Here is a 26,936-nt window from a genome sequence, read left to right on the forward strand (position 1 = left end):
GCAAAAGTTTCGGACGGATGGATCGATGACCGCAAGCAGGATTTTGGCGACGCTGACGCTGCTGGCGGCGCTGGCAACCGTAACGGCCTGCGGCAGGAAAGCCGGGCTCGATACGCCCTATGAGGCGGCCGTGCAGGCGCGCAAGGACGCACAAAAGGCCGAGCAGCCCGTGCCGCCGGAGCCGGAAAAACCCGTCGAGGACAAGAAGTTCATTCTCGACCCGTTGATCTAGAGCCGATGAGATCGGCCGATCTCGTCGTGCTCCAACTTCCGGAACCACTCTCGTGAATCATTTCGACTACCGCGACGGCGTGCTGCATGCCGAGGACGTGGCGATATCAGAAATCGCCGCAAGCATCGGCACGCCGTTTTATTGCTATTCGACGGCGACGCTGACCAGGCATTTCCGCGTGTTTGCGCAGGCCTTTGCCGGGCTCGACGCGCTGGTCTGCTACGCCATGAAGGCGAATTCCAACCAGGCTGTGCTAAAAATCCTGGCAAAACTCGGCGCCGGCGCCGACGTGGTCTCGGAAGGCGAATTGCGCCGCGCGCTGGCCGCCGGCATTCCGGCCAACAAGATCCTGTTTTCCGGCGTCGGCAAGACCGCGCGCGAAATGGATCTTGCACTCTCGGCCGGCATTTTGTGCTTCAACGTCGAATCCGAGCCGGAACTGGAATTGCTGTCAGCCCGCGCCGCGGCGCTGGGCAAGGTGGCGCCGATCTCGCTGCGCATCAATCCGGATGTCGACGCCAAGACCCACAAGAAGATCTCCACCGGCAGGGCCGAGAACAAGTTCGGCATTCCCTGGCAGAAGGCGCGAAAGGTCTATGCCCGCGCAGCTGAGCTGCCTTGCATCAAGGTCACCGGCATCGACACTCATATCGGCAGCCAGATCACCGAGTTGCAGCCCTTCGACGACGCCTTTGCGCTGCTGGTGGAGCTGGTCGGCGTGCTGCGCGCCGACGGGCACGCCATCGAGCATATCGACCTCGGCGGCGGCCTCGGCATTCCCTACCGCGTCGACAACAGCCCGCCTCCCCTGCCGGACGCTTATGCTCAGATCGTCAAGAAGCACGTCGCCAAGCTCGGGCTGAAGGTGATGTTCGAGCCGGGCCGGCTGATATCAGGCAATGCCGGCATCCTGGTCTCGCAAGTGATCTTCGTGAAGGAGGGCGACGCCAAGAATTTCCTGGTCGTCGACGCCGCGATGAACGATCTGATCCGGCCGACGCTCTATGACGCCTTCCATGACATCAAGCCGGTGGTGCAGCAGCCGGCCGCGGCGCCGCGCATGACGGTCGACGTGGTCGGCCCGGTCTGCGAGACCGGCGATTATCTCGGCCTCGACCGCGACCTGCCGCGGCTGAAGGCCGGCGACCTGATCGCCGTCGCCACCGCCGGCGCCTATGGCGCGGTGCAGGCCGGCACCTACAACACCCGCCTGTTGGTGCCTGAAGTGCTGGTCGACGGCGACCGTTTCCATATCGTGCGCCGGCGCCAGACCTATGACGAGCTGATCGGCCTGGATTCGCTGCCCGATTGGCTGGAATAGACCCATGATCCCGAAAAAGTCGGTTTCGGAAAAGATCATGGTCAAACAAGAAATGGATCGTCTGCAGCGCTACAGCCGGTGCTGGAGGAGCGCCCTGGTTTCGGCGATCCTGCCCTCGTCGCGGCGATAGAACGTCCACTGCTTGATACGTTTGCTGCGCAGAAGGCCCGCCTGGGTCAGCACCCGCATATGCTCGCTGAGCGTCGCCTGGGTAATCCCCAGCTTTTCGGCGATCAGCAGCGCGCAGACGCCGTCCTCGACCAGATCGCCATCCGTCTGCGGCGGAAAATGCGCTCGCGGATCCTTCAGCCAATTGAGGATTTGCAGCCTGCGCTCGTTGGCGATCGCCTTGAAGACGTCAATCTCTTGCATTTAGCCATTTTGCTAAGTTACTAAGTGATGTCAACCCTTGGGAGCAGACCATGCTGAACGGCAATAGCATCACCCGCGAACGCATCGCCGCAATGGAGCCGCGCATCCGGCCCTTCGTGCGCCACACGCCGGTGCTGCGCGTCGACATGTCCGATTTCGGCCGCCCGCCACTTAGCGTCGACCTGAAGCTCGAATGCCTGCAGCATTCCGGCTCGTTCAAGGCGCGCGGCGCGTTCACCAATCTTCTCGAGCGGCCGGTTCCCGAGGCTGGCGTCGTCGCGGCATCGGGCGGCAATCATGGTGCCGCGGTCGCCTACGCCGCCATGCGGCTTGGCCACAAGGCAACCATCTTCGTTCCCGAAGTCAGCCCGCCGGCCAAGCTGGAACGCATCCGCGGCTATGGCGCCGAGCTGGTCGTCGGTGGCGCACGCTATGCCGAAGCGCTGGCCGCCAGCGAAGACTTTGCCGAAAGGTCCGGCGCGCTGCAGATCCATGCGTTCAACCAGGAGGAAACGCTGATCGGGCAAGGCACGCTCGGCCTTGAGATCGAGACCGACCTGCCTGAACTCGACACGCTGCTGGTCGCCGTCGGCGGCGGCGGCCTGATCGGCGGCATCGCCGCCTGGTTTGCCGGCCGCATCAGGATCATCGCCGTCGAGCCGGAGGGCGCGCCGACGCTTCATCGCGCCTTCGAGGCCGGCCGGCCCGTCGATGCGCCGACTGAGGGCATCGCCGCCGATTCGCTGGCGCCGAAGCGCGTCGGCGAAATGATGTTTCCGATCGCCGAGGCCTTCGTCGAGCGTTCCATACTGGTCAGCGACGACGAGATCATCGCCGCGCAGGCGGCGCTTTGGGACCGGGTGCGAATCATCTCCGAGCCGGGCGGCGCCGCGGCCTTCGCGGCGCTCCTGTCCGGCCGCTACGCGCCGGCTGCGGGCGAGCGTGTCGCCGTGCTGGTCTGCGGCGCAAACGCCAATCCGGCTAAATTCTGACGATAGCGGGGGCAGTCCTGTTCACGTTTTAGGGAACTGCCTCGCCTTCGCCGTGTTTCTTGGTATGTTTGGAGCGACGTGCATCTAAGACTTTGAGTCCTTCGCATCCGATTTTCGGGCCGGTGCGATAGATTTGTGAGGTTCGGGTTATCCCGCCCGAACAGGAAGGGCCGATGACGCAACGACCCACCTTAACCAGCGATCGCAGCCTGGCCGGACGCCTTGCCCTGAGCCGGCTGGCGACGCGGGTCTCGATGACGGTCGAGCGTGGCTGGCCGTTGCTGCTGCCGCTCGTCATCGTCGCCAGCCTGTTCCTCAGCGTCTCGTGGCTCGGCCTCTTCCTTTTGCTGCCCGACATGGCGCGCATCGGTCTTGTGGCTGTGTTCGCCATCGCAGCCCTTGTCGCGCTCTATCCCCTGCGTTTCTTCCGGGTGCCGTCCAGTGCCGAGATCGATCGGCGCATCGAGGCCGCCAACTTATTGCTGCACAGCCCGGTGCTGGTGCAGACCGACCGGCCGAGCGGCAGGGAGAGCATTTTTTCGCAAGCGCTGTGGCGCGAGCACCAGAAACGCATGGCCGAAAAACTCGGCAACCTCGGTGGCGACCTGCCACGCACCCGGGTGCCGGAGCGCGACCCGTGGGGGCTGCGCGCCGTGGCGGCGCTTGTGTTGGTCACCGCTTTCGCCTTCTCGTTCGGACCGTCGGGCGGCCGCATCGCGGACGGGTTCAGTGCCCACGCGGCGCGCGACGCCGTGCCGCCGCGCATCGACGCCTGGGTGACGCCGCCGGCCTACACCGGCAGGGCACCGGTCTTCCTCACTTCCCCAGCCCTCGCCAACCCGGCCCTCGCCAGCAATGCCAATCAGGCGCCATCCACCTTCACCGTTCCGGAAGGCAGCGATGTTTCGCTGCGCGTCACCGGCGGCTCGGGCGAGGAAACGCTGAGCTATGCCGACGCCGACGGCAACGCCCGCACCATCGAGCCGGCCGGGCAGCAGGCCGACGCGGCCCAGTCGGCTGCGGGCAAGCCGGCTGCGGCCAAGCCGGCGGCCTCAACGGTGCGCCAGTTCACCGGCAAGCTGACCGCCAACGGCACGCTGACGCTGAACTCGGGCGGCGACGAACTCGGCAGCTGGGCCTTCGCGGTGATCCCGGACAAGCCGCCACAAATCCGCTTCGTCGGCGAGCCGAAACGCGCCGTCAACGGCTCCTTCGAACTCAACTACCAGATCGACGACGACTATGGCGCGGCCTCCGCCAAGGCGGATTTCGTATTGGCCGACCCACCGGCGCCGAATGCGCATCCGCTCTATGGCCCGCCCGAAATGCCGCTGACGCTGCCGCGCCGCGGCGTCAAGGGGAATGCCGCCAAGACCACGAAGGACCTGACCGAGCATGTCTGGGCCGGCGGCGACATCAAGCTCAGGCTTGTCGCCACCGACGATGCCGGCCATACGGCAACCAGCGAAACCAGGACCCTGGTGATGCCGGAGCGGCCATTCTCCAATCCGCTGGCCAGGGCCGTGATCGAGCAGCGCCGCGCGCTGGCGCTCGACGCCAACGCCAAGAGCCGCGTGCTCGACCTGATGGATGCGATCACGCTCAGGCCCGAAGACACGTTCGACAATATGGCGCACTACCTCGCCATCATGAGCGCCCGCACCCGGCTGAAGATGGCCGACAACGACGACAAATTGCGCGACGAAGTCGCCTATCTCTGGGAGATCGCGCTCGGCATCGAGGAAGGCAATCTTTCGGACGCCGAGCGGCGGCTGCGCCAGGCGCAGCAGGCGTTGCAGGACGCGATCAAGAACGGCGCCAGCGACGAGGAAATCGACAAGGCGATGAAGGAACTGCGCGAGGCGATGAACCAATTCCTGCAGGAATTCGCCCAGCGTGCGCAGCAGAATCCGAACGCGCCGCAGATGCAGCAGAACGGCCAGGAGCTGCGCCAGAGTGATATCGAACGGATGATGGACCAGATCGAGAATCTGGCGAAGTCCGGCGATCGCGACAGCGCGCAGGAATTGCTTTCGCAACTGCAGGACATGATGAACAACCTGCAGGCCGGACGTCAGCAGCAGGGCGGCCAGCAGAACAGCGAAATGCGCCAGCAGATGGACAAGCTCGGCGAGATCATGCGGCGCCAGCAGGAGATGATGAACGAAACCTTCCGCATGGACCAGATGCAGCGCGGCCAGCAACAGCGTGGGCAGAACCGAGACGAGCAACTCGGCGAGAACGGCGAGCAGGGCCAAATGGGCGAACAGGGCGAGCAGCCCGGCCCAGGCGAAGACCGCGATCCGCTCGGCCGGCCGAAGCCGATGACGCCGGAGGAATTCGCCGACGCGCTGAAGCAGTTGCAGGAAGGCCAGGGCAAACTGCAAAGCGAGCTCGACCAGTTGAGAAAGGGTCTCGAAGGTATGGGGCTCGAGCCCAATGAGGGATTTGGCGAGGCCGGCAAATCCATGGGCGATGCCGAACAGGCGCTTGGCGACAGCGATGGCGATCAGGCGGTCGGTCACCAGGGCCGCGCGCTGGAAGCGTTGCGCAAGGGCGCCAAGGACATGATGAAGCAATTGCAGGCCATGCAGGGCGACGAGGGCGAAGGCCAGCGCGGCGGCCGCCAGCAGAACGCCGACCGCGATCCGCTCGGCCGGCCACGCGCCACCGAGGGTCCAGATTTCGGCGATTCGGTGAAGGTGCCGGACGAGATCGACGTGCAACGCGCCCGCCAGATCCTCGACGCGATCCGCAAGCGGCTCGGCAACGCGCTCAGCCCCGATATCGAGCGCAGCTATCTGGAGCGGCTGCTGGAGTTGAAGTAAAGCCGGCCTGCTCTAACGGTTGGTGAACGCCTCGCGGATCGCCTCTTCCATGCTGACGATGGCCTCGCCGGAAGCGTTCGGATTGCGCCGCAGCACCACGTTCGAGGAATCGATGTCGCCGAATCCGTCGGCGGCGGTAAGCTCGCGGCAGCCGGCCGGGATGTTGCTGCGCGAGATCGGCGCAATCGCCAGCCCGGAGGTGACGGCAAGCCGCAGGCCGCCATTGGTATCGCTGGTATAGGCGACACGATAGGCGAGACCACGCTGTTCCAGCGACTTGATCGCAAAATCCTTGCACCAGCCGGCGCGATTGTAGAGCGCGATCGGCACCGGCCGCTCCTCATGCATATGGTGCAGCTCCGACGTCACCCACACGGTCGGATCATGCATCAGCACCTCACCGCCGGAGAGGTCCTGCCATTCGAACACCACCGCCAGATCGAGCTCGCCGGAGGCGAGCGCCGCGATCTGCGCACCGGAATGCGCGTAGCGGACGGTGATGTCGACCTGAGGATGGCGCTTGGCAAAGGCGCCGAGAGCGCGCGACAGGATCGCGTGGCCATATTCCTCCGGAATGCCGATGCGCACCGGTCCGCCAAGCGGCGTCGCGACCATCGATGCCGCCGTCTCGTCCAGCAGCGACACGATGCGGCGGGCGTTGACGATGAGTTCGCCGCCGCGGCGCGTCAGCGCCACACCCCGCGAGCCGCGCTCGAACAGGCTGTCGCCGACCATATCTTCGAGCTTCTTCATCTGCATCGAAACCGCCGACTGGGTACGGCCGGCCTGCACCGCAGCCTTGGTGAAATTGCCGGCGTCGGCGACCGCGACGAAGGTGCGCAGCAGATCGCTGTCGAGCGTGGGCTTCATTTGTCCGCCATAAGAAAATCTGATCGCTGGCATCATTCCAATTCGTTTGCAACATGTCAAACGGCGGATAATAGTCGCTTCACCCATTGGATATGCGGCTGCGAAATCGGCTGCGGACCAAAAAAGTCCTCACTCGTACCCGCTGCCCGAAAAGGTGGCGGGTTCTTTTTGATGCAGGTCGCCCAAAAGCATGTCCTCGGGCCCGACCCTGGGCCTGACCCGAGGGTGCGAAGCGGTTTTGGGCGATATGCATAAAACAAAGTTACGCGGGCCCGGCTCTCGGGCCGCGCACGCAAGGAGCCGTCGAACGCCATGCAGAACCGGATCGTCCTCGGCATGGCAAGCCTTTGCCTCGGCGTCCTGGTGTTCTCGCTCCAGGATCCGCTGATCAAGGCCGTATCGGGCACCTATCCGGTGACCGAGGTGATGGCGATCCGCTCGATCGTCGCCCTGCCCATTCTTCTCGTGCTGGTTCATGCCGATGTCGGGCTCAGGGCGATCTTTTCGAAACGGTTTCGCATGTTGACGATGCGCGCCTTGATCCTGTTCACCTCCTACACGCTCTACTACCTGGCGATCGCCGCCCTGCCGCTTGCCGACGCGGTGGCGCTCTATTTCATGGCACCGCTGTTCATCATGGCGCTTGCCGGCCCCTATCTCGGCGAACGGGTAGCGGGGCAGACGCTGGTCACCGTCATGGTCGGCATGCTCGGCGTGCTGGTGATGCTGCGACCCGGCGCCGGGCTGTTCGACTGGGCGGCGCTGCTGTCGCTGGCCTCGGCGGTGCTGTACGGTTTTTCGCAGTTGATGGCCCGCAAGCTCGGCGACACCGAATCATCCACGGTCATGGCGTTCTATCAAAACGGCGTCTATCTCCTGGGCGCTGCAGCGGTCGCCGGGCTGTTCTGGCTGGCAGGAATAGCTCATGCCACGCATCCGAGCCTCGAATTCCTGGTCAGGCCATGGATCTGGCCGACGTCAATCGACTTCCTGACGATGGCCGCCTGCGGCGTCGTGGCTTCGGCCGGGATGATCTTGTTGTCGCAGGCCTACCGGCTGGCGCCGGCCAACGGCGTCGCCACCTTCGAATACACCGGCATCATCTGGTCGCCGCTGTGGGGCTTCCTGTTCTTTGCCGAAGTGCCGCGATCGACCACCGTCATCGGCGCCGCCCTCATCATCGGCGCCGGTCTGTTCGCGCTCAACGCCAGCCGGCGCCGGAGCAGCGCACCGGCAATCGCAGCGACCTGCGATCCGGCCTGACTGCGCGGAATCTTAAGCGAAACAGGCGAGCGCCTGTTCGACGCGCGCGCGGATTTCGGCCAGCGTGAACGGCTTCTGCACGACGTCCACAATGACGCCGTTCAATTCCTCGGCGCGCTCGCGCTGGTCGGCATAGCCGGTCATCAGCAAGATCTTCATCGCCGGGAAAAGCGATGCAGCCGCCTTGGCCATTTGGATGCCGTCCATCTCCGGCATCCGGATATCCGAGACGACAAGGTCGTAGCCGCCACGTGCAGCGCGGATCAGGGAAAGCCCCTGCGCGCCGTCGGCGGCGATGTCGATCATATGCCCGGCGCGTTCGAGCGCGCGAGCGGCGAGGGTGCGGACGGACTCATCGTCCTCAACGATCAGGAGCTTTGCCATAGCCGAATGTTGGCGTGGAAAAGTTGACTTTTCCTGAACCGCAACCGCATCGAAGATAAATCTAGGCGTCGCCCTTGACGACGCCGACAAACGGCAGTTCGCGAAAGGCGTGGGCCACATCCATGCCGTAGCCGACGACGAAATAGTCGGGGCAGTCGAAGCCGACATAGTCGGCGTTGAGCGTGGTCTGGCGGCGCATGCGCTTGTCGAGCAGCACGGCGATGGCGCAGCTTTGGGCGCCGCGCGACAGCATCAGGTCGCGGGTAAACGACAGCGTCTTGCCGGATTCGAGGATGTCGTCGATCAACAGCACGTCTCGGCCGGCGACCTCATTGTCGATGTCGCGCAGCACCCTCACCTCGCCGCTGGTGGTGCCGGCGCCGTAGCTGGAGATGAAGATGAACTCGACCTCGGGCGACAGGCCGACATCGTGCATGGCGCGGATGAGGTCGGCGGCGAAGATGAACGATCCCTTCAGCACCGAAATCACCAGAAGGTCGTGATAATCGTGCCCGGCGATCTCCTTGGCGAGCTCCAGATTGCGGCGGGCGATCGCCGACGCCGAAAACAGGACCTCGATATCCTTGCCGCGCACGATTGGCATTGGCTGCCCTTCCAGAAATGATTGCCGCTAATTGGCGAAACTGACCGAGACGGTCTTGACCCCGTTTCTAGGCACGTCGAGCCGGCTGGAAAAGCCAAATCTTTCGCCGGGCGCCAGCGAACGGTTAAATGTCGCCAGCCTATAACGGGTTGTGCGCCTGTCATTGCCGGTGACCCGGACTTCCAGCGGTGGCAATGGCGACGGGCTGGCGCCGTCATTTGCGGCCTCGCCACCGACGAACAGGACAGGTTGCGGCCCGGACGCATCAATACGCGACGTAACGCCTGAAATGGTCAGGGCAGCGCCCGCTTGTCGCGCCGCCAGAAGAAGCGGCGTCTGGCGCACCAGTGCGTGCCCGCCCGAGATCCAGAAGGCTGCAAACGCGGCACTGAGGCCGGCGATCCAGAAGATCGGCCCGCCGCGCGACGCCCGCAGCCGTTCCATCGCCGCTACCGGCTTGCGCAGCATGTCCATGCCTTTGATCGATGGCGTCGTGATCACGCGCAAAAGCGGCGGTGAAACGCCCGTGCTGGCGGTTAAACGCGGCAGCACCTCGTAATCGGCGTCGACGATGTCACCAGGCGGATCACGCATGATGCGTTCCGGCGCAGGATTTGCGGCCGTATCGGTCATGATTTCGCCGGAAACCGGGCGCGCGGTTCGATCGTCAGCCATCGCGGCCCCAGCACTTCGCACTTGTTCGCTCTTCGTTTCTTATGCGTAAACGGAAATGGTTAACGTTTCCCCCGGAAACCCCTTGTGACGCGCCCAAAAAAACCCAAAATTAACCGCCGGTTAACCATGCCGGCCGATGGTCTTTTCTCAGAGAAGGCTGCCTCGTCGCCGCCGCAAGTTTCAGGTCGTCGAACGTGATCCGCTTCGAAAATGTCGGCCTCCGCTATGGCATGGGTCCGGAAATCCTCCGCGACATTTCCTTGCACATACCGGAGCGCTCCTTCCAGTTCCTGAGCGGCCCTTCGGGCGCCGGCAAGACGACGCTGCTGCGGCTTTTGTTCATGTCGCTCAAGCCGACGCGTGGGCTGATCACCATCTTCGGCAAAGACCGCTCGCGCATCTCGCGCGCCGAGCTGCCGCATCTGCGGCGGCGCATCGGCGTGGTGTTCCAGGACTTTCGCCTGCTCGACCACATGACGACCTATGAGAATGTGGCCTTGCCGCTGCGCGTGCGCGGGCGCGAGGAAGCCAGCTACCGCACCGATGTGACCGAGCTCTTGAAATGGGTCGGCCTTGGCGAGCGCATGCATGTGCTGCCACCGGTGCTATCGGGTGGCGAGAAGCAGCGCGCCGCAATCGCCAGGGCGCTGATCGAGCAGCCCGAAATCCTGCTTGCCGATGAGCCGACCGGGAATGTCGACCCGCCGCTGGCGCGACGGCTGTTGCGGCTGTTCATCGAACTCAACCGGCTGGGCACCGCCGTGGTGATCGCAACGCACGACCTCGGCCTGATGGAACAGGTCGACGCACGCCGCATGATCCTGTCCGGCGGAAGGCTGGATATCTATGACTGACCTGTCCGCTCACCATGTCGAAGGCCAACACACTGAGAGGGCCGGGACGCAGCGCGTTCAGCGCAAGATGGCGCCGATCGTGCCGGCGCAGAACATCGCCGGCCGGGCGCTGGTCCTGGTCATTGCCATCATGACGTTCCTCTCCTGCCTGACTTTCGGCGCGGTGACGCTGGTGCGCGACACCGCCTCGGTCTGGGAGAACCAGATCTCACGCGAGGCGACGATCCAGATCAAGCCGATGGACGGCCTCGACATCGAGGCAGCCCTTGCCCAGGCCTCGCAGATCGCCGGCGAATTTCCTGGCGTGAAGAGCGCCAGGATCGTCGACCGCGATGCCACGGCGCGGCTTTTGGAACCCTGGCTCGGTTCGGGTCTCAACATCGACGAGCTGCCGGTGCCGCGTCTGATCATCGTCACCATAGACGAGACCAACCCTCCCGATTTCGCCGCAATGCGCGCCGCGATCATGCCGAAACTGCCCAGTGCCTCGCTTGACGACCATCGCACCTGGGTCGACCGGCTGGTCGCCATGGCCCGCACCACGGTGACCATCGGCATCGCCGTGTTGGCGCTGATGCTGGCGGCAACCGTGCTGACCGTGGTGTTCGCGACGCGCGGCGCCATGGCCGGCAACGGCCACATCATCGAGGTGCTGCATTTCGTCGGCGCCGAAGCGCGCTTTATCGCGCGCGAATTCCGCCACCACTTTCTCGTCACCGGCATGAAGGGCGCCGCCGCCGGGGGTGCGGCGGCGGTGTTCGTCTTCATCGTCTTCTCGTGGTGGTCGTCGCGAAACATGGCGACGCCGCAGGCCGATCAGGCGACCGCCCTGTTCGGCAATTTCGCCATTGGTTCGGCGGGCTATCTCGGCGTTGTTCTCATGGTGCTGGTCATCGGTGCGCTGACGGCGGCAACCTCCCATGTCACCGTCGTCACCTATCTCAGCGACATCGATGTCCGCCAGCCGGACGCAGGGTGATCACGAATAGAGAATTAGCGTAACGAAATTTGTGCTTTCCGACCTACTAAACGCCGTATTTCGGAGTTAACGATAAGGACGATGGACGCGCGCGACTCGACCGGAATGGCTGGACAGTTGCCCTTGGTGATCACGCGTTCAAGCGAGCGCGTCAAGCCCGGTCGATTGGCGAGCGCGCTGCGCATCTCCGCTTTCTTTCTGCTCGTGCTGGCAACGTTGTTTGCCGGCGGCTTTGGCTGGTTCGCCAGCACCGTCAGCCGTCTCGCGACGCCCGCCAATCCGGCAAGGGCCGATGCCATCATCGTGCTGACCGGCGGCCATTCGCGTCTCGACGCGGCCATGGGCCTGCTGGCGTCCGGCAAGGGCGAGCGGCTGCTGATCAGTGGCGTGCATCCTTCCGCCAGCCGCCGCCAGCTTCAGGTCGCGACCCGCGGCGACAAGGAATTGTTTTCCTGCTGCGTCGACATCGACCGTGCCGCGCTCGACACGATCGGCAATGCCGAGGAAAGCGCCAAGTGGGTGGAAGACCACGCCTATGGCACCGTGATCCTCGTCACCAACAACTATCACATGCCGCGCAGCCTGCTGGAAATGGGCCGGCTGCTGCACAAGGCCAGGCTCGAGCCCTATCCGGTGGTCAACAGCAATCTTGGCAATGGCGGCTGGCTGACCAAGCCGAGAGCCTTGCGCGTGCTGTTCACCGAATACAACAAATATCTACTGGCGCTGGCGCGCGGCATCGTGCCGGTCAAGCCAACGCCAACCGGCATCGCGCTGGCCGAGGCTGTTGCGCCGAACTGAGCCGATCTGGAACCGGCAGCGCTATCATTCCTTGAGCGTGGCGCTTGAGACGCTGCGCAGCCGCGCGATCTCGTGTTCGAGACGTTCGATACGCTTGTCCCGCTCGGCCAGCGCCGCCGCCACATCGGCCGCTTCGAAACGCTGTGGAATGTGCTGCGGACAATTGGAATCCCAGGCCGAAACCGTGAACAGGATGATCTGCTCCGGGCGCGCCTTGTAGCCTTCCGGCATCAGCTTCGCCATCAGTTCGGCGTCCTGTTCGACGACCCGTGCGCTGCCCCAGATCTTGATGCGCTGCCGATGCGCATAGTCGATCAGGAACAGGAAAGCCCGCGGGTTGTCGTCCAGATTGCCTTGGGTGATGAATTGCTTGTTGCCGGAAAAATCGGCGAAGCCGATCGTCCGCTCGTCGAGCACCTTGAGGAAGCCGGCCGGCCCGCCGCGATGCTGGATGTAGGGCTGGCCCTCACCATTGGCCGTCGACAGGAAGACGCTGGTCTGCGCCTCGATGAAGGCGGCGAGATCGGGCGTGATATCAGCTTGCCAGCTGCCGCGCTCCTCGACGCGGGCATAGGCCTCGCGTGAGCCTTTGCGGGCCTGGATCGCCTTGACGGTTGGCGTAAAGGCGACATCGCTGGTGAAGAGGTGAGCATTCATGGAAAGCCTCCTTCAAAGGCCGAGTTCCGATAGAGAGGGATGACCGTCCGGCCGGCGGCCAAGCGGCCAATGATATTTGCGGTCGGCCTCGAGGATCGGCAGGTCGTTGATGCTGGCGATGCGCAGGCGCATCAATCCAAGCTCATCAAACTCCCAGTTCTCATTGCCGTAGCTGCGAAACCACGAGCCGCTGTGGTCGTGCCATTCATAAGCGAAACGCACGGCGATACGGTTGTCGCGGAAGGCCCAGACCTCCTTGATGAGCCGGTAGTCGCGTTCGCGACCCCATTTGCGTGTGAGGAATGTCTGGATAGCCTCGCGCCCTTGCAGGAACTCGGCCCGGTTGCGCCAGCGGCTGTCGATTGTGTAGGCAAGCGCGACCCGTGCCGGATCACGGGAGTTCCAGGCATCCTCAGCCATGCGTGCCTTCTGTGCGGCGGTCTCGGCGGTGAATGGCGGGAGCGGCGGGCGGCTTTCAGACATGGGAACTCCTTGCGACTGACTCAGGCTGCCCTGCGGGCAGAAACGACCGGAAAGTCGATTTCCGTCCTGGCGACCTCATTGACATAGTTGGTCCAGACATTGAGAGCGACATGCTGGACGATCTCGATGATCTGCGCATCGTCGTAGCCTGCGAGCCTGACGGCGCTGAGATCCTCGTCACCGATATGGCCGCGGTCGCGCGCAATCTTGGTGGCGAAACGCACGGCTGCGGCGGCCTTGGGATCGTTGGAACTGCCCGCGCGATTGGCGACCATTTCGGCATCATCAAGCTTGGCGAGATTCTTGCCGAGATAGGTGTGAGCGGAAAGGCAGTAGTTGCAGCCATTGACCTCGGCAACCGCCAGAGCAATGCGCTCGCGCGTCGGCGCGGGCAGTCGGCCTTTGGCAAGCGCTCCAGACAGGCTGAGATAGCCTTCAAGCGCAGCCGGGCTATTGGAAACAAGCCTGAAGAGGTTAGGCACGACGCCGAGTTGCTTCTCGACGGCATGTAACATCGGCTGCGACGCAGCAGGCGCGGCCTCTATGGACGCTGGTGTAGGGATACGGGGCATCGGCATTCCTTCTCGTTGATCAGCTCGCCGCCAAAACATGGCCCCTTCCATCGCTCGGATGTAGATGCCATATTTGCAACCTATCCTTCCATTTTCCGGGAGAAATATGGATCGCCTCGAGGCCATGTCGCTTTTTGTCGCCGCGGCGGAGGCCGGCAGCCTTTCGGCCGCCGGACGCCATTTCGGCATCCCGCTTGCAACGGTCAGCCGCAAGGTCTCCGACCTGGAGCGGCATCTGAAGACGCGTCTTCTGAATCGCTCGACGCGGCAGCTGACGCTGACCGACACAGGTCACGCCTACCTCGCTGCCTGCCGTCGCATTCTCGACGAGGTCGGCGAGGCCGAGCGGACTGCCGCCGGCGAATACAGCGCCCCGACAGGCGAACTGATCATCACCGCACCGATCGTCTTTGGCCGCCTGCATGTGCTGCCGGTCGTCACCGGCTTTCTCGCTGCCTACCCCGACGTAGCTATTCGGCTGATGCTTGCGGACCGGATAACCCAGTTGACCGAGGAGCACATCGATCTCGCCATCCGCATCGGCCAGCTTCCCGACTCCAGTCTGGTGGCCACCCGCATCGGCTCGATTCGGCGCGTTGTCTGCGCGAGCCCTGCCTATCTGGCCGAGCACGGCACGCCGCGGACGCCGAAAGACCTCGCGGCACACGACTGCGTCACCTTCGAGGGACTCACCGCTCCCGCCGCATGGACTTTTGCCACGGGCAAGACCGAACTCACCGTTCCGATCCGCTCACGGCTTCGGGTCAACACCGCGGAAGCGGCGATCGATGCCGCGATTGCCGGCATCGGGTTGACGAGGGTGCTTTCCTACCAGATCACAGCTGCAGTGCGGTCGGGCACCCTCCGCACCGTGCTGGAGGCATTCGAGCCGCAGCCATGGCCGGTCAGCCTCGTGCATGCCGGCCAGGGTCTGCTGCCGGTGAAACTGCGTGCGTTCCTCGATTTCGCCGCCCCACGCCTGAAGAAACGGCTGGTGCAAGAGACGTGGCAGACCTGACGAACGGGCCATCGCACCGTTTCCTTTTTGCCCGCGCTTGGTGTAACCAACGCACACCTCCTCACCGGGCTCTTCCTGCATGCTTTATGTCCGCTCGCTGGCGTTCAACTTCGTCTTCTACGTCAATCTGATCGTCCAGATGATCCTCTGGACCCCGTACTATTTCCTGTCGCCGCGCCACCGCGCCTGGTTCGTGCCGAAATTCTGGTCACACACCAGCATGTGGCTCTATGACAAGATCGCCGGCACCAAAAGCGAGATCACCGGCCAGGAAAACCTACCCGAGGGTTCCTTCATCCTGGCGCCGAAGCATCAGTCCTTCTGGGACGCGATCGCCTTTTTCCCGTTCCTGCAGGATCCGATCTACATCCTGAAGCGGGAACTGACCTGGATCCCGTTCTTCGGCTGGTACATCCTGAAAATGCGAATGATCCCGGTCGACCGCGGCAGCCGCTCGAAGGCGCTGAAAGCGGTGGTCGCCGCGACCAGGCAGGAACTGGCGCGCAATCCCCGCCAGCTGATCATCTATCCCGAGGGCACGCGCCGGGCGCCGGGCGACGATCCGGCCTATAAATACGGCATCGTCGAGCTCTATACCCAGCTTGGCATTCCGGTGGTGCCGGTCGCCCATGTCGCCGGCCTCTATTGGCCGCGGCGGAAATTCCTGCGCTATCCCGGCACGATCAAGGCCCGCTTCCTGCCGCCGATCCCGGCGGGTTTGGGCAAGGAAGAATTCATGGAACGGCTGATCGGCGGGACGGAAGCCGCCTGCGACCAGCTGCTCATCGAGGCGTCCCAGGCGCCAAACCCGCCGCCAATGCCGCCGACGGCGGTAAAGCGGCTGGGGGAACTTGGCTCCGACACCCCGACCTGAACCATCTAAGCTTGCGGCACTGTCCCCTAGGGAATCACAGCCAGCGCCGTGGTCAAAACCAGTGTTGCCGCGAACGTCAGATTGATGATCCGCGACGCCAGCGGCTTGCGCAGGAAGCGCGCAAACGCTGCCCCGGCGAGAAGCCACAGGACATGGATGGCGATGATCATCGAAGCGAGGACCGCCAGCTTGAGACCTGCATCGAGCTCACCAGCGGACGACGTGCCGGCAAATACGGCGGCAATCGCCACATAGGCTTTTGGGTTGGCAACGGCCAGAAGAAACCCGCCGAGGAATGTGGGACGCGCCGCGCCGCCGGTACGCGCTGCCAGAGGCGGGGCCGTTGCTATCTTGAAGGCGAGGTAGAGGATGTAGGCTGCGGATGCCACCGCCAGGAGGGGTGTGAGCGTCGGCACAGAGGCGAGCGTGGCCGTAATGCCCGTCGCCACGACCAAAAGCACGGCGACCGTACCAAGAATGATGCCCGAGGCGTAGCGGAGCGAATCGCGCGGGCCGAAGGCGGCGCCAACGGCGGTGACGCTTATCGTCGCCGGCCCCGGACTGCCCATCACGACCGCCGATTCCAGCACAAGCGCGAGCAATTGCTGCCATAGTTCCGGATGGGAAAAGACCTGTTCGGCCATCTGTATACCAGTATCCAGGCGCGATGCCGGCAATGGTATGGCAAGGCACAACAGGGCGTCTTGAACGATCGTGCAGGGAGCCTTCCGGCGCAGGCCGCGCACGGCTCTTGGCTGCTGTTTGATCGAGCTACCGCTGCGCGCTGGCGTCTAAGCACTCGCGCTGTCGAGTTCGACGATATCGTCCGGACCGAACTCCAATGATGCGGCGCGGACGAGGCTGTCTACCTGATCCAATGTCGTGGCGCTGGCGATCGGCGCGGTGACGCCGGGCCGCGCAATCACCCAGGCGAGCGCCACTTCCGCCGGCTTGGCCGCGTGACGTCCCGATACGGCGTCGAGTGCCGCCAGGATGCGCATGCCGCGCGCGTTGAGATAGTTCTTCACGTCGTCGCCACGCGCGCTTTTGCCGAGATCGGCCTGGCTGCGGTACTTGCCGCTCAAAAACCCCTTGGCGAGGCTGAAATAGGTGATGACGCCGATATCCTCGGCCACGCACAGATCGCGCAGCGGCCCATCGAAAGAGGCGCGATCGTAGAGATTATACTCCGGCTGCAGCACCGCATAGCGCGGCAGGCCCCGCAAGCTGGCCACGTCCAGCGCGGCACGCAACTGGCCAGCATCGAGATTGGACGCGCCGACGTGGCGGATCTTGCCCTTGTCGAGCAGCTTCTGATAGGCGCCAAGCGTTTCCTCGTAAGGGGTGGCCGGGTCCGGCCAGTGCGACAGATAGAGATCCACGACTTCGGTCTGCAGCCGCTGCAGCGACGCATCGATGGCCTTTTCGATATAGGCCGCGGAGAGGTCTTTCCTGCCCTGCCCCATGTCCGACCCGACCTTGGTGATCACCACAACCTTGTCGCGATTGCCGCGGCTTTTCATCCATTTGCCGATGATCGTTTCGGATTCGCCGCCCGTGTTGCCGGGAACCCAGCGCGAATAGGAATCGGCGGTGTCGATGGCGTTGAGGCCGGCGCCGACGAACCGGTCGAGCAGGTCGAAAGAGGTTTTCTCGTCGGCGGTCCAGCCGAAGACGTTGCCACCCAGAACCAGTGGCGCGATGGACAGGTCGGTTTGACCGAGACGACGTTTCTGCAAGACTGATCTCCGTGAGGATGGGAAGGATCGGGGCGAAAAGCCCTCGCTTACCTAGGTCTCACTCGCGCCGAGGTCAAAGGCCTAGCCGTTCTTTCCGACGGACCAGTGCTTCACAAGGGCGCGACCCAGGGGCGCGATCCGCCGCGCTCCACATTCCAGCCGATGCCTACTGGCTCTGGCGCCGGTATTCACCAGGCGGCAGTCCGACCACGCGGTTGAAAAGCCGGCTGAATGACGCCGTATCCCGGTATCCGACCTGGTAACATATTTCCGAGATACCGAGCTTGGTGCTTTCAAGAAGCGCCTTCGCGGCCTCAAGGCGCCGGTCCTGGATCCATCGGCCGGGAGTGGTGTGCAATTCATCGGAAAACCGGCGCGCAAGCGTTCGCGGCGACAGACCGAGCTGCGCACCAAGGAAGGCAAGGTCGAGCGCTCCGAGCTGTTTTCTGGACAACGTTTCGAGCCGGTCGCGGAACGGCTCTTGCGAAGGCAGCAGATCGGTGAGCGGGAACTCGTAGGGTGTCTGGATCTGCCGCGACGGCGGCAGCACCAGCAACTTGCGAACCAGGCCCTCCTCCCTGGCGAAGCCAAGATCCCGCAGAAGCGCCTTGCCGAGCTCCAGGCCTGAAAAACCGCCGCCGCAAGTATAAATCCGTCCGTCCCCGATCAGCACACGTGAAGCGTCCCAACGCACCTTCGGAAAGCGGCGCTGGGCATCGGTCTTCAGCCACCAGGAGATCGTCGCGCGCTTTCGGTCAAGAAGACCGGCGTCTGCCAAGAAGTAACCGGCCCCGCAATGCGCGGCGATAATGGCGCCGTCGCGTTGCGCCCTTGCGATAAGCGGCGCGGCGTGGCGGCTCTCTTCCTCCAGCGCGGCAACAAGCTCCGGGACTTGCATGCCGGGCATGGCCAGCAGAATCAGCAGGTCCATGCGCTGCGAGGGTTCGCGTCTGGTGTGAAAGGAGATTCCACGCGTCGTCGTGGCGTCGGCCTGCCGTGCCACGAATTCGAAGGAAATCGCCGGCGCGCCGCGAATGGTGTTCACCAGCTCGAACATTTCGACAAGCGTCGCGGCGACAGCCGAATAGAACGTCGACGGCAGCCAGATCACGGCGTGAACGGGACGATTGTCCAAGATGGCTCCTTTGAACAGCTATGGCAAGTTTAGCACATAGATTGTCAAATCTGCCAATTCCGATTTTTTGCCAGCAGCCTTAGGTTCCGCGACGCCGATGCAAACACCGGTGCCTGCGATCTGGCCGCGTCCAGATTGCATGGCCAGATCGCCCTTTATTGGAGACCGCCATGAAAGCAGTTGTATTCGACGCAATCGGCTCGCCGCAGGACGTGCTCTATCTCGGCGACGTGCCCATGCCGCGAATCGGCGACGGTGAGGTGCTGCTCAGGATGGTCTCCGCCTCGGTCAATCCTGGCGACTTCCTGTTCATCCAGAACCTCTATCCCGAACCGAAGAAGCCGCATTTCCCCCGCCAGATCGCCGGAAACCATGGCGCCGGCATTGTCGAGGCCGTGGGCGCGAACGTCGCCTTGAAACCGGGCACGGTTGTCGCATTCAGCTACTACAACAGCTGGGCTGAATATGCCGCCGTTCCGGCCGCTTGGCTGATCCCGCTGCCCACCGGCTATCCGGTCGAACGCGCCGGGCAGATGGTGAACCCTATCACCGCCTGGGACCTGCTGGCGGATTCCCGTGTGCAGCCTGGACAGTGGCTGGCCGTCACGGCCGGCTATTCATCGGTTTCGACGATGGTTATGCAGTTCGCCCAACGGCGCGGCATCAACGTGATCGCGCTCGTGCGACGCTCTCACGACGGGCTGGACCTGAAGAGGCTTGGTGCCACAGCCACCCTCGATCTGTCGGGTTTGAAGGTCGACATCCGGGAAGCGATCATGGACATGACCGGCGGCGCCGGGCTGAACGGGATCATCGATAATGTCGGCGGACCCGTCAGTGGCGAGTTGATCCGCACCCTGGCGATGGGCGGGCAGGTGGTTATCAATGGCGGCATGAGCACCGAGCGTTTCGAACTGCACAATTTCGACGTGCTGCTGAGCGGCCTCGAGATCAGGGCAAATATCTACCGCTATTTCTTTTCGCCGCCTGTCGAAGCCGACCGGCCAGTGTTGCGCGAGATTGTCGACATCTTCGGCCAACCCGATTTCCATGTCCCTGTCGGTGGCATCCATCCACTGGCGGAGTTCGAACTCGCCGTGACATCCAGCCTGGATCGCGCCGATCTCGGAAAGCAGATTTTCAGGATGTAACCCGGACCATGATCCCGAACCGAAGGTAAGCGACGGTTTTCGGGATCACGGTCAAACAACGAAAGAAGATCGCGATCCGATCCGTTTCGCCACCTCCTCCAGCCAATGGTCGCGGATCCCCAGCGCTTCGAGGTGCTCTAGCGTGCTGAGCACATAATCCTCGTTTTTTCCCGACTGGCCGACGGCGCCGCGAACGACGGCCGCTGCATCGGCGGCATGGAGCGCGCCGGCATATTGCTCGTGGGCACGATCTACGACATATGCGACCGCCGAGACCGTCTCCCCCCCATCCGTCTCGCCGTTCGTAGCGTCATTGTCGAGGCGAATGCTAAGCATGCGCTCGAGATAGACATTGGTGACCAGTTCGCGCTCGCGCAGATAGGTGATGACCTCGTTGCGCAGATCGCCGGGGACGCGGAAAGCCAGCCCGATGCAGGAGCCGCCACGGTCGAGGCCGAGCACCAAGCCGGGCCGTTCGCGCGTGCCGCGATGCACGAAGGAGTAGACGCACAGCGAGCGGCGATAGCCATGGAGGCGGGCCCGCCGCGTCTCGACATGCGCAAATCCCGGCCGCCAGATCAGCGAGCCGTAGCCAAAAACCCAAAAATCGCCCATATCGCCAAGCCTGGTTGCAGCACCGCACTGGAATCGGTGTTTTTTTCAATCCGTCTCCGTCTACCCGATCTTGCCGGAAACGACACCTCTGCAACACGCGCCAACGAGAGCCGCAGCATGACGTCAAATGACGAACGCCCGCCGAATTTTCTCCGCCGGCTGTTCTGGCTCGGCGTTTTCATCGTCGTGCTGTTCGGCCTCTACAGTGCCGGCTGGTTCTACCTGGCAGACAAGGTCAAGAGCGAAGCCGACATAGCGGTGGCCGAACTCAACGGCAGTGGCATCGAGGCGGACTGCGCCAATCTCACGGTCAGCGGCTACCCCTCAAGCTTCGCCATTTCCTGCGACAGCCTGGCTTATCAGGACGACAGCAGGAACGTCGCCGCCTCGCTCGGCAGCCTCAAAGCAGTCACGCACATCACCCAGATCCTGTCCCCTGGCGCCGACCTGCGGGGGCCGCTCAGGACCTCCGTGCCGGGGATGGCGCCGCTGTGGATCGACTGGGACGATCTGCGAGCGAACGTCAACCTGTCCTGGCCCCTGCCCCGGCGCGTTTCACTGGAGGCAGAGGCTCTGTCAGCCCAGACCGATCCGGCCGATGGCACAGACCCGGTCGAGCTGTTCAGCGCTGGGACAGCGGCCGGAGAATTGCGTCCGAACGGCCAGGACATCGACTATGCCGGGAGTTTTACCGATCTCGAAATCGATCCGGGCGCGATCGATGGCCGCGTGCTGCCGCCGCTCGACGGCAGCGGCGACGTGACGCTGAAGAACGGCGTGGCGCTGATCAAGACACAAACAGAGAGCCTGCGCGGCCAGGCGGTGGATATCGGCAAGCTCGATCTGTCGTCGGGAAGCGCGCGCGTCACCGTTTCCGGGCCGGTCTCGGTCGATGCCGACGGGCTGATCGACGCCGATTTGATGATCAGGCTCAGCGATCCGAAGGCGGTGGCGGAAATCCTCGGCAAGGCCATTCCCGAGCAGAAGAGCCAGATCAAAACCGGCTTTGCCGGGCTGGCGCTGCTTGGCAACGAACCGTCGATGCCGCTCAAGATCGTCAAGGGCAAGGCCTCGCTCGGTTTTATCCCGCTGGGCAGCATCGAGCCGGTCGATTAGGCGATGATTGCGAACCTCCAGTTCGGAAAGACCATGGTCAAACAGGTAGATAAATGAACCGCCCGGTGAAGCTCCTGAGTGTTGGCGCGCTGACGCTCGATACGATCCTTCGCGTCGACAAGCTTCCGGCGCGTCAGGGCAAGTTCATCGCGTCCGACGGCGTCCAGATCGCCTCGGGCATGGCTTCGAGCGCTGCCTGCGCCGCACGCCGCCTCGGCGCGGAGGTATCGCTGTGGGCGAGCGCGGGAGACGACCTCGTCGGCGATCAGCTGGTCGCAGGCATTGAGGCCGAAGGCGTCGATTGCAGCTTTGTCCGGCGCGTCGCCGGCGCGCGGTCGGCGCTGTCGGCCATCCTGGTCGACACGCATGGCGAGCGCATTATCGTTCCGTTCTATGACAAGCTCGCCCAGGCCGACCCCGAAGCGCTCCCCACAAAAGATCTCACCGCATTCGATGCCGTCCTGGTCGACGTGCGCTGGCCGGGCGCGGCAGCTCTGGCCCTGACGGCGGCGCGCGCAATCGGCCGTCCAGCCATACTTGACGCCGACACCGCGCCACGGGCCGTGCTGGAACGGCTGTTTCCGCTCGCCTCGCATGTCGTCGCGTCGGAGCCGGCGGCGTTCATCCTCTGCGGCGAGGAGCAAGGCCCGCAGCTGGCCTGTGAAGCGCTGGCCAGACGCACCGATGCTTTCGTAGCGGTGACCGGCGGCGCAGCGGGAAGCTGGTGGTTCGACCGCTCGGTGGCGTCGGTGCGCCACGTCGCGGCGCCAAGGATCAAGGCAGTGGATACGCTTGCCGCCGGCGACGTCTTTCACGGCGCCTTTGCCGTCGGACTGGCCGAGGCGATGCCGATCGAACGGACATTGCGCTTTGCCAGCGCCGCCGCCGCGCTCAAATGCCTGCGCTTCGGCGGCAGGCTGGGCGCGCCGGACAGGGCCGAGACACTGGCGATGATGGCGGCTCACTGGACGGACTGAGACAGCGCCAAAAACCGTTGCTTTTGGGTCGATGCTCTATCCCTTGGCCGGATGCTCGACTGCCTGCCGGCCAAAGTCCGGTACGTCGATGTCCTGGCCGGCCTCGATGATCGAGCGGCGCACGGCGCGGGTGCGGGTGAACAGGTCGAACAGCTTTTCGCCGTCGCCCCAGCGGATCGCCCGCTGCAGCGAGGCCAGATCCTCCGAGAACCGCGCCAGCATTTCCAGGATGGCATCCTTGTTGTGCAGGCAGACGTCCCGCCACATCGTCGGGTCGGAAGCGGCAAGGCGCGTGAAGTCGCGAAAGCCGGAGGCCGAATATTTTATGACCTCGGACTTGGTCACCGACTCCAGATCGTCGGCGGTGCCGACGATGTTATAGGCGATGATGTGCGGCAGGTGCGAGACGATGGCCAATGTCATGTCGTGATGCTGGGGATCCATCGTGTCGATGTTGGAGCCGCAGCGGCGCCAGAATTCCGAGAGCCTTTCCAGCGCCTCGGGATCGGTGCCGGGTAGCGGCGTGAAGATGCACCAGCGGTTTTCGAACAATTCGGCAAAGCCGGCGTCCGGGCCCGATTTTTCAGTGCCGGCCAGTGGATGGCCGGGAATGAAATGCACGCCGGCAGGCACATGCGGCTGCATCTGCGCGATGACCGACGCCTTGGTCGAGCCGACATCGGTGAGGATTGCGCCCTGCTTCAGCGCCGGTGCGATTTCCTCGGCGACCTCGCCCGAAGAACCGACCGGCACCGAAACGATGACCAGGTCGGCATCGCCGACCGCCTCTTTCGCATCCGACGTGTAGAAGGAGCCGAGGCCGAGTTGCTTCGCCCGCGCCAGCGTCGTTTCGCTGCGCGTCGAGATGGCGACATGACCGGCAAGGCCTTCGCGATGGATTACGCGGGCCAGCGACGAGCCGATCAGGCCGATGCCGACCAGCGCGATCTTTTCGAACATCGGTGATGTCATGGTGTTCTAGCTTTTCAGAAATGTCGCGATGGCGGCGACAACGCCGCGATTGGCCTCTTCGGTGCCGATGCTCATGCGCAGCGCATTCGGGAAGCCGTAGCCGGAAACGCGCCGCAATATGTAGCCGCGCGCACAGAGGTAATCGTCCGCAGCTGCCGCCGAATGTTTTTTGTCTTCGGGAAAGTGGATGAGGACGAAATTGCCGACGCTCGGCGTCACCCGCAGTCCGAGCCTGGTCAACTCCTCGCTCACCCAGGTCAGCCAGGTCTCGTTATGCGCCACGCTTCGCTCGACATGGGCACGGTCGCGGATCGCGGCAATGCCGGCCTCGATCGCCGTCGCGTTGACGTTGAAGGGACCCCGCACCCGGTTGATCGCATCGATGACATGCATCGGCGCGTACATCCAACCAATCCGCGCGCCGCCGAGGCCGAGCTTGGAGAAGGTACGGGTCATGATCACGTTTTCCGCGCCAGCCACCAGTTCGACGCCGGCTTCATAGTCGTTGCGGCGGACATATTCGGCATAGGCTGCATCAAGCACCAGTAGCACGTTTCGAGGCAGGCTGGCATGCAGGCGGCGCACCTCCTGGAACGGCAAATAGGTGCCGGTCGGGTTGTTGGGATTGGCGAGGAAAATGATCCTGGTACGCGCCGTCACCGCAGCGAGGATCGCGTCGACGTCGGCGCGCTCATTGGTTTCCTTGACCGAAACCGGGACAGCACCTGCCGACTGGATGTAGATCTTGTAGACCATGAAGCCGTGTTCGGTGATCACAGCCTCGTCGCCGGGTGCGAGATAGGTCTGCGCAAGCAGGCCCAGAATCTCGTCGGAACCGTTGGAACAGACGATATTCGCCGGATTGAGGCCATGCACCTCGGCGATCGCCTCCCGCAGGCGCCTGGCGGTGCCGTCGGGATATATGTCGAGCTTGGCCGCAACGTCGCGCGCGGCTTCTATCGCCTTCGGCGAGGGGCCGAGCGGATTCTCGTTCGACGACAATTTATGGACCTTGGCAACGCCGGCCGGCGCCGTGCTTTTGCCCGGCACATAGGCCTCGATCTCCATGATCCCCGGGCGGGGCGTTGGACGTGCCTGATCCGATGCCTGGTTCATATTGCAAAAATCCGTCGAGAACGCTTCCGCTGCTCCAACGCGATGCGAATTTCGGATCCGCCACACTGGAAGCCGCCGCGGAAATACAAGCCGTGGCCTGGAATGTCGAGAGGCGGCAATGATCGGTGCGTGACTGGCCGTTGACGCCGAGGCGCGCCGGTCCTAAAGAAAGGCGAAATCCCGTGGTGATTTGGCCGGTCGGCTTGCAGCCACGTTAAACAACTCGCTAAAGGGCCGTTTGCATCCTGTAACCGGCTTTGCGAAGGCAATGCCGGTTTTTTTGTTGTCCGCAGCCGGCCGGACAGTCGCATCGAGCCGAAAATCGCAATCGACTTTCGGAAAACACGATGGGTTAATGTAAGAGGATGCGATGGTCGCGCTGCGCACGAAAAGAACTAACAACGAGGCCGACGAGCCGTCGAGCCCGGTGTTGCGTTTCGGCGCCGACAAGCCGCTCAAGCTCGATGCCGGCACACTGCTGTCGCCATTCCAGATCGCCTACAAGACCTACGGCACGCTCAACGACGCCCGCTCCAACGCCATCCTCGTCTGCCATGCACTGACCGGCGACCAGCACGTCGCCAGCACCAATCCAGTGACCGGCAAGCCGGGCTGGTGGGAAGTGCTGATCGGCCCCGGCAAGATCATCGACACCAGCCGCTTCTTCGTCATCTGCTCGAACGTCATCGGCGGCTGCCTTGGCTCGACCGGCCCCGCCTCGACCAATCCAGTCACCGGCAAGCCCTACGGGCTCGACCTGCCGATCATCACCATCCGCGACATGGTGCGGGCGCAGTTGATGCTGGTCGACCATTTCGGCATCGAAAAGCTGTTCTCGGTGCTCGGCGGCTCGATGGGCGGCATGCAGGTGCTGCAATGGGCGTCGAGCTATCCGGAGCGCGTTTTCTCGGCGCTGCCGATCGCCACCGGCGCGCGTCATTCCTCGCAGAACATCGCCTTCCATGAGGTCGGCCGGCAGGCGGTGATGGCCGATCCCGACTGGCATGGCGGCAAGTATTTCGAGCAGGGCAAGCGTCCAGAAAAGGGGCTGGCCGTGGCGCGGATGGCCGCTCACATCACCTATCTGTCGGAGGCGGCCCTGCACCGGAAGTTTGGCCGCAACCTGCAGGATCGTGAAGCACTCACCTTCGGTTTCGACGCCGATTTCCAGATCGAGAGCTATCTGCGCCATCAGGGCATGACCTTCGTAGACCGCTTCGACGCCAACTCCTATCTCTACATGACCCGGGCGATGGACTATTTCGACCTCGCCGCCGATCATGGCGGCCGGCTGGCCGACGCCTTTGCCGGCACCAGGACCCGTTTCTGCCTGGTCTCCTTCACCAGCGACTGGCTGTTCCCGACCGAGGAGAGCCGCTCGGTCGTTCACGCGCTGAACGCGGCCGGCGCCTCGGTGTCCTTCGTCGAGATCGAGACCGATCGCGGCCACGACGCCTTCCTGCTCGACGAGCCGGAGCTGTTCGCCGCCATCAACGGCTTCATCGCCTCGGCGGCCCGCGCCAGGGGGCTCAGCGCATGACCCCCAAAGATTACAGCCTTTTCGAACCGGCATCTTGCGCCAGGCAGCAGCGCATGACGCCTGAAGTTTGCAGGCTTTTCCGATCAAGGTCATGCGCCAGGCATCAGCGCATGGCCCCGAAAAGTTGCAGACTTTTCGGATCAAGGTCATGCGCCAGTCAAAGGCCACGATCATGAGTGTCAACCACGCCCAGCGCGTCGACCTCGAAGTCGTCGCCGATCTCATCCCGCCGCAGTCGCGGGTGCTGGACGTCGGCTCCGGTGATGGCCTGCTGCTCGAATTGCTGCAGGCAACGAAGCAGGTCGACGGCCGTGGGATGGAACTGTCGCAGCGCGGCGTCAACGAATGCGTGGCACGCGGCCTGTCCGTCATCCAGGGCGACGCCGACAAGGACCTCAAATTCTATCCCGACAAGGGTTTTGATTTCGTCGTCCTGTCGCAGACCTTGCAGGCGACCCGCAACCCGAAGCTGGTGCTCGACGAGTTGCTCAGGATCGGCAAGCACGCCATCGTCTCCTTCCCCAATTTCGGCCACTGGCGGGTACGCCTTTCGCTGTTCGTCGAAGGGCGGATGCCGGTGACCAAGGACCTGCCCTATTCCTGGTACGACACGCCCAACATCCATTTCTGCACCATCCGCGACTTCGTCAATCTCTGCGAAGAGCTCGGCGCAACGGTGGAAAAGGCAACCGCGCTCGACGCCAATGGCCAGAAAATCGGCCTGTCGATGCCATGGTGGTTCTGGAATTTCTTTGGCCAGCAGGCGGTGTTCCTGCTGAAGCGATAACGGCGACCC

29 protein-coding genes and 1 riboswitch are annotated in these 26,936 nt (G+C 63.7%); of the genes, 15 read left to right on the plus strand and 14 right to left on the minus strand.

Annotated elements, in window-relative coordinates; all coding sequences use genetic code 11:
• The first annotated feature begins 25 nt into the window (after positions 1-25).
• Both AC0L17_RS07765 and lysA read left to right on the plus strand, forming a co-directional pair.
• Positions 26-232, plus strand: coding sequence for a hypothetical protein (locus AC0L17_RS07765; RefSeq protein WP_473515383.1), 207 nt, complete (start codon positions 26-28; stop codon positions 230-232).
• A 52-nt stretch (positions 233-284) separates the two neighbouring features.
• Entirely contained in the window at positions 285-1,553 is a 1,269-nt protein-coding gene (lysA, locus tag AC0L17_RS07770; RefSeq protein ID WP_473515384.1) for a diaminopimelate decarboxylase, read from the plus strand.
• Between the two features lie 69 nt (positions 1,554-1,622).
• On the opposite strand, the gene AC0L17_RS07775 is transcribed toward lysA, so the two are convergent.
• Positions 1,623-1,925, minus strand: a complete 303-nt coding sequence (locus tag AC0L17_RS07775; protein WP_473515385.1) for an ArsR/SmtB family transcription factor — start codon at positions 1,923-1,925, stop codon at positions 1,623-1,625.
• A 50-nt stretch (positions 1,926-1,975) separates the two neighbouring features.
• Here AC0L17_RS07775 and AC0L17_RS07780 point away from each other — a divergent pair, with 50 nt between their 5' ends.
• Positions 1,976-2,917, plus strand: coding sequence for a threonine/serine dehydratase (locus tag AC0L17_RS07780; protein ID WP_473515386.1), 942 nt, complete (start codon positions 1,976-1,978; stop codon positions 2,915-2,917).
• Positions 2,918-3,090: 173 nt separating this feature from the next.
• The gene (locus AC0L17_RS07785; protein ID WP_473515387.1) at positions 3,091-5,745 is read left to right on the plus strand and encodes a TIGR02302 family protein; all 2,655 of its coding nucleotides are present in this window, start codon (positions 3,091-3,093) and stop codon (positions 5,743-5,745) included.
• A 12-nt stretch (positions 5,746-5,757) separates the two neighbouring features.
• Here AC0L17_RS07785 and AC0L17_RS07790 read toward each other — a convergent pair whose 3' ends face one another.
• Complete coding sequence (locus AC0L17_RS07790) at positions 5,758-6,615, minus strand: LysR family transcriptional regulator (protein WP_473515388.1); 858 nt, start codon at positions 6,613-6,615, stop codon at positions 5,758-5,760.
• A 312-nt stretch (positions 6,616-6,927) separates the two neighbouring features.
• On the opposite strand from AC0L17_RS07790, the gene AC0L17_RS07795 reads away from it, so the two are divergent.
• Positions 6,928-7,878 (plus strand): DMT family transporter, encoded by a 951-nt coding sequence (locus tag AC0L17_RS07795; protein ID WP_287290927.1) that lies wholly within the window; start codon positions 6,928-6,930, stop codon positions 7,876-7,878.
• A gap of 12 nt (positions 7,879-7,890) precedes the next feature.
• Here the strand turns inward: AC0L17_RS07795 and AC0L17_RS07800 are convergent, their stop codons facing one another.
• From AC0L17_RS07800 to AC0L17_RS07810, 3 genes are all read right to left on the minus strand, one after another.
• Positions 7,891-8,262 carry a response regulator gene (locus tag AC0L17_RS07800; RefSeq protein WP_473515389.1) on the minus strand — a complete coding sequence of 124 codons (372 nt, stop codon included), beginning with the start codon at positions 8,260-8,262 and terminating at the stop codon, positions 7,891-7,893.
• 61 nt (positions 8,263-8,323) lie between these two features.
• Complete coding sequence (gene hpt / locus AC0L17_RS07805) at positions 8,324-8,866, minus strand: hypoxanthine phosphoribosyltransferase (RefSeq protein ID WP_473515390.1); 543 nt, start codon at positions 8,864-8,866, stop codon at positions 8,324-8,326.
• A gap of 27 nt (positions 8,867-8,893) precedes the next feature.
• Entirely contained in the window at positions 8,894-9,541 is a 648-nt protein-coding gene (locus tag AC0L17_RS07810) for a hypothetical protein (protein ID WP_473515391.1), read from the minus strand.
• A gap of 194 nt (positions 9,542-9,735) precedes the next feature.
• On the opposite strand from AC0L17_RS07810, the gene ftsE reads away from it, so the two are divergent.
• The 3 genes from ftsE (at position 9,736) to AC0L17_RS07825 (ending at position 12,175) form a co-directional block, all read left to right on the plus strand.
• The gene (ftsE, locus tag AC0L17_RS07815) at positions 9,736-10,395 is read left to right on the plus strand and encodes a cell division ATP-binding protein FtsE (RefSeq protein WP_023797212.1); all 660 of its coding nucleotides are present in this window, start codon (positions 9,736-9,738) and stop codon (positions 10,393-10,395) included.
• Positions 10,388-11,374 (plus strand): cell division protein FtsX, encoded by a 987-nt coding sequence (locus tag AC0L17_RS07820; RefSeq protein WP_473515392.1) that lies wholly within the window; start codon positions 10,388-10,390, stop codon positions 11,372-11,374. The genes ftsE and AC0L17_RS07820 overlap by 8 nt, the downstream gene beginning before the upstream one ends.
• 81 nt (positions 11,375-11,455) lie before the next feature.
• Complete coding sequence (locus AC0L17_RS07825; protein ID WP_473515393.1) at positions 11,456-12,175, plus strand: YdcF family protein; 720 nt, start codon at positions 11,456-11,458, stop codon at positions 12,173-12,175.
• A gap of 24 nt (positions 12,176-12,199) precedes the next feature.
• Here the strand turns inward: AC0L17_RS07825 and AC0L17_RS07830 are convergent, their stop codons facing one another.
• From AC0L17_RS07830 to AC0L17_RS07840, 3 genes are read right to left on the minus strand one after another with little or no spacing between them, the layout of a single operon-like run.
• Entirely contained in the window at positions 12,200-12,832 is a 633-nt protein-coding gene (locus AC0L17_RS07830) for a pyridoxamine 5'-phosphate oxidase family protein (protein WP_091593088.1), read from the minus strand.
• Positions 12,833-12,844: 12 nt separating this feature from the next.
• A complete protein-coding gene (locus AC0L17_RS07835) occupies positions 12,845-13,315 on the minus strand; it encodes a nuclear transport factor 2 family protein (protein WP_023797208.1) in 471 nt (156 codons plus the stop codon).
• 20 nt (positions 13,316-13,335) lie between these two features.
• The gene (locus AC0L17_RS07840; protein WP_023797207.1) at positions 13,336-13,887 is read right to left on the minus strand and encodes a carboxymuconolactone decarboxylase family protein; all 552 of its coding nucleotides are present in this window, start codon (positions 13,885-13,887) and stop codon (positions 13,336-13,338) included.
• 106 nt (positions 13,888-13,993) lie between these two features.
• Between AC0L17_RS07840 and AC0L17_RS07845 the strand changes: the two genes are divergently transcribed.
• Together AC0L17_RS07845 and AC0L17_RS07850 are read left to right on the plus strand one after the other, a co-directional pair.
• A complete protein-coding gene (locus tag AC0L17_RS07845; RefSeq protein WP_473515394.1) occupies positions 13,994-14,905 on the plus strand; it encodes a LysR family transcriptional regulator in 912 nt (303 codons plus the stop codon).
• 79 nt (positions 14,906-14,984) lie between these two features.
• Positions 14,985-15,779 (plus strand): lysophospholipid acyltransferase family protein, encoded by a 795-nt coding sequence (locus AC0L17_RS07850; protein WP_473515395.1) that lies wholly within the window; start codon positions 14,985-14,987, stop codon positions 15,777-15,779.
• Positions 15,780-15,805: 26 nt separating this feature from the next.
• Here the strand turns inward: AC0L17_RS07850 and AC0L17_RS07855 are convergent, their stop codons facing one another.
• The 3 genes from AC0L17_RS07855 to AC0L17_RS07865 form a co-directional block, all read right to left on the minus strand.
• A complete protein-coding gene (locus AC0L17_RS07855) occupies positions 15,806-16,423 on the minus strand; it encodes a LysE family translocator (RefSeq protein WP_473515396.1) in 618 nt (205 codons plus the stop codon).
• 147 nt (positions 16,424-16,570) lie between these two features.
• The gene (locus AC0L17_RS07860; RefSeq protein ID WP_473515397.1) at positions 16,571-17,518 is read right to left on the minus strand and encodes an aldo/keto reductase; all 948 of its coding nucleotides are present in this window, start codon (positions 17,516-17,518) and stop codon (positions 16,571-16,573) included.
• Positions 17,519-17,684: 166 nt separating this feature from the next.
• A complete protein-coding gene (locus AC0L17_RS07865) occupies positions 17,685-18,653 on the minus strand; it encodes a GlxA family transcriptional regulator (RefSeq protein WP_473515398.1) in 969 nt (322 codons plus the stop codon).
• Positions 18,654-18,823: 170 nt separating this feature from the next.
• On the opposite strand from AC0L17_RS07865, the gene AC0L17_RS07870 reads away from it, so the two are divergent.
• Complete coding sequence (locus AC0L17_RS07870) at positions 18,824-19,804, plus strand: quinone oxidoreductase family protein (RefSeq protein ID WP_473515399.1); 981 nt, start codon at positions 18,824-18,826, stop codon at positions 19,802-19,804.
• Between the two features lie 51 nt (positions 19,805-19,855).
• Here AC0L17_RS07870 and AC0L17_RS07875 read toward each other — a convergent pair whose 3' ends face one another.
• The gene (locus AC0L17_RS07875; RefSeq protein WP_473515400.1) at positions 19,856-20,419 is read right to left on the minus strand and encodes a gamma-glutamylcyclotransferase; all 564 of its coding nucleotides are present in this window, start codon (positions 20,417-20,419) and stop codon (positions 19,856-19,858) included.
• Between the two features lie 117 nt (positions 20,420-20,536).
• Here AC0L17_RS07875 and AC0L17_RS07880 point away from each other — a divergent pair, with 117 nt between their 5' ends.
• Together AC0L17_RS07880 and AC0L17_RS07885 are read left to right on the plus strand one after the other, a co-directional pair.
• On the plus strand, positions 20,537-21,535 hold the full coding sequence (locus AC0L17_RS07880) for a DUF2125 domain-containing protein (RefSeq protein WP_473515401.1): 999 nt from the start codon (positions 20,537-20,539) through the stop codon (positions 21,533-21,535).
• 53 nt (positions 21,536-21,588) lie between these two features.
• On the plus strand, positions 21,589-22,512 hold the full coding sequence (locus AC0L17_RS07885) for a sugar kinase (protein WP_473515402.1): 924 nt from the start codon (positions 21,589-21,591) through the stop codon (positions 22,510-22,512).
• Between the two features lie 36 nt (positions 22,513-22,548).
• Here AC0L17_RS07885 and AC0L17_RS07890 read toward each other — a convergent pair whose 3' ends face one another.
• Together AC0L17_RS07890 and hisC are read right to left on the minus strand one after the other, a co-directional pair.
• Positions 22,549-23,484 carry a prephenate/arogenate dehydrogenase family protein gene (locus AC0L17_RS07890; RefSeq protein WP_419694883.1) on the minus strand — a complete coding sequence of 312 codons (936 nt, stop codon included), beginning with the start codon at positions 23,482-23,484 and terminating at the stop codon, positions 22,549-22,551.
• A gap of 6 nt (positions 23,485-23,490) precedes the next feature.
• Positions 23,491-24,600 carry a histidinol-phosphate transaminase gene (gene hisC, locus AC0L17_RS07895; protein WP_473515403.1) on the minus strand — a complete coding sequence of 370 codons (1,110 nt, stop codon included), beginning with the start codon at positions 24,598-24,600 and terminating at the stop codon, positions 23,491-23,493.
• Positions 24,601-24,772: 172 nt separating this feature from the next.
• A riboswitch (SAM riboswitch) is annotated at positions 24,773-24,850 on the plus strand.
• 120 nt (positions 24,851-24,970) lie between these two features.
• Between hisC and metX the strand changes: the two genes are divergently transcribed.
• Positions 24,971-26,140, plus strand: coding sequence for a homoserine O-acetyltransferase MetX (gene metX, locus AC0L17_RS07900; protein WP_473493832.1), 1,170 nt, complete (start codon positions 24,971-24,973; stop codon positions 26,138-26,140).
• 172 nt (positions 26,141-26,312) lie between these two features.
• Positions 26,313-26,927 (plus strand): methionine biosynthesis protein MetW, encoded by a 615-nt coding sequence (gene metW / locus AC0L17_RS07905; RefSeq protein WP_023797197.1) that lies wholly within the window; start codon positions 26,313-26,315, stop codon positions 26,925-26,927.
• Positions 26,928-26,936: the final 9 nt, after the last annotated feature.

Source organism: Mesorhizobium sp. WSM4829 (genome assembly GCF_055811475.1).